This is a genomic window from Blautia sp. DFI.3.45 (assembly GCF_020593505.1).
Classification (GTDB): domain Bacteria; phylum Bacillota; class Clostridia; order Lachnospirales; family Lachnospiraceae; genus Blautia_A; species Blautia_A wexlerae.
Genome location: NZ_JAJDMI010000118.1, coordinates 1 through 1,692 on the forward strand (window position 1 = coordinate 1; position 1,692 = coordinate 1,692).

Consider the following 1,692-nt stretch of genomic DNA (forward strand, 5'->3'; position numbering starts at 1 on the left):
GAAAAAGGTCTCCTGCTTTTTTTCTGCCCAAAATGAGGTGGTAAAACGCCACCCCGTCCACCAATTAGCGAAAGGAGGGACACGAAATGCCCTGTCCACACAACGAAATCACGATTGTTCAGCGCAGCCAGCGGCAGTCTGCGGTTGCCGCCGCTGCTTACCAGAGTGGCGAAAAGCTGTTCTGTGAATACGACCAGCAAGTGAAGCACTACCCGGAAAAGCGTGGTATCGTCCACAATGAGATTCTGCTCCCAGCAAATGCCCCGCCGGAGTATGCAGACCGTAATACCTTATGGAACGCCGCCGAAGCTGTGGAAAAACAATGGAACTCCCAGCTTGCAAGGAGGTGGGTGCTTACCATCCCAAGAGAGATACCACCCGACCAGTATGCTGTCCTTGTCCGGGAGTTTTGTGAGCAGCAGTTTGTTTCCAAAGGCATGATTGCTGATTTTGCAATCCATGACCCCCATCCGCCGGGACACAATCCCCACGCCCATGTCATGCTCACTATGAGGGCAATGGACGAACATGGAAAATGGCTTCCCAAGAGCCGCAAGGTTTATGACCTTGACGAAAACGGGGAACGGATAAAACTTCCGTCCGGCAGATGGAAAAGCCACAAGGAGGATACGGTGGATTGGAACGACCAGAAGTATTGCGAAATCTGGCGGCATGAATGGGAGGTCATCCAGAACCGCTATCTGGAAGCCAATGACCGCCCAGAGCGTGTGGACTTGCGTTCCTATGCCAGACAGGGGCTTGATATAGTCCCCACTGTCCATGAGGGGACTGCTGTCCGGCAGATGGAAAAGCGGGGTATCCAGACGAACATCGGCAACCTGAACCGGGACATCAGAGCCGCCAACCGCCTGATGAAGTCTATCCGGCAGCTCATTCAAAACCTCAAAGGCTGGATTACCGAGCTGGGAGAAAAACGAAAAGAACTGCTTGCACAAAAGGCGGCGGAGGAAGCGACACTTCTTCCCAATCTGCTGATGAAGTATATGGAGATACGAAAGGAAGAACGGAAGGACTGGACAAGGGCTGGACAGAACCGGGGGACTTCACAGGACTTAAAGGCAGTCAGCGAAGCCCTGTCCTATCTCCGGCAAAAGGGGCTTTCCACTGTGGAGGACTTAGAAGTATTTCTGGAATCTTCCGGGAAATCAGCCGCCGATTACCGCAATCAGATGAAGCCAAAGGAAACCCGCAGCAAAGTGATTGACGGGATTCTTGCCAGCCGGACAGACTGCCAGGAATGTAAGCCTGTCTATGAGAAATACCAGAAGATATTTTTCAAAAAAACAAAGGAGAAATTCAAACAGGAACACCCGGAGGTTGCCCGGTATGAGAAAGCCGCCGCCTACCTTGCCAAGCACCCGGACGATAAGGACAGCACCCAAAAGGAGCTGCAAGAGGAGCAGGAAACGCTTCTGGAAGAAATTGCAGCTCTGAAAACACCGCTGACCGAGGTACAGGAGGATTTGAAGAAGCTGCGGGACATCCGCTACTGGGTACGGAAAGCCACACCCGGCACAGAGGAAAGCAAAGAGCCGCCCAAGAAGCAGCCCATCAAGGAAGTCTTGCAGGATAAGACAGACGAGAAAAAAGCACAAAGAACTGCCCCGGAGCAGACAAAACACAAACAACAGGATATGGAACTTTAACAGGCACTTGCCATTTTCAATCAGA

At 52.1% G+C, this 1,692-nt stretch carries 1 protein-coding gene; it reads left to right on the top strand.

Features of this window, described 5'->3' with window-relative positions; genetic code table 11:
* Positions 1 to 86 precede the first annotated feature (86 nt).
* Positions 87 to 1,667 carry a MobQ family relaxase gene (gene mobQ, locus LJE09_RS17140; RefSeq protein ID WP_102287526.1) on the top strand — a complete coding sequence of 527 codons (1,581 nt, stop codon included), beginning with the start codon at positions 87 to 89 and terminating at the stop codon, positions 1,665 to 1,667.
* The last annotated feature ends 25 nt before the right edge of the window (positions 1,668 to 1,692 follow it).

Bases quoted from the DNA above. Each gene is read 5' to 3' on its own strand.
- mobQ (WP_102287526.1), top strand. From the start codon at position 87: ATGCCCTGTCCACACAACGAAATCACGATTGTTCAGCGCAGCCAGCGG.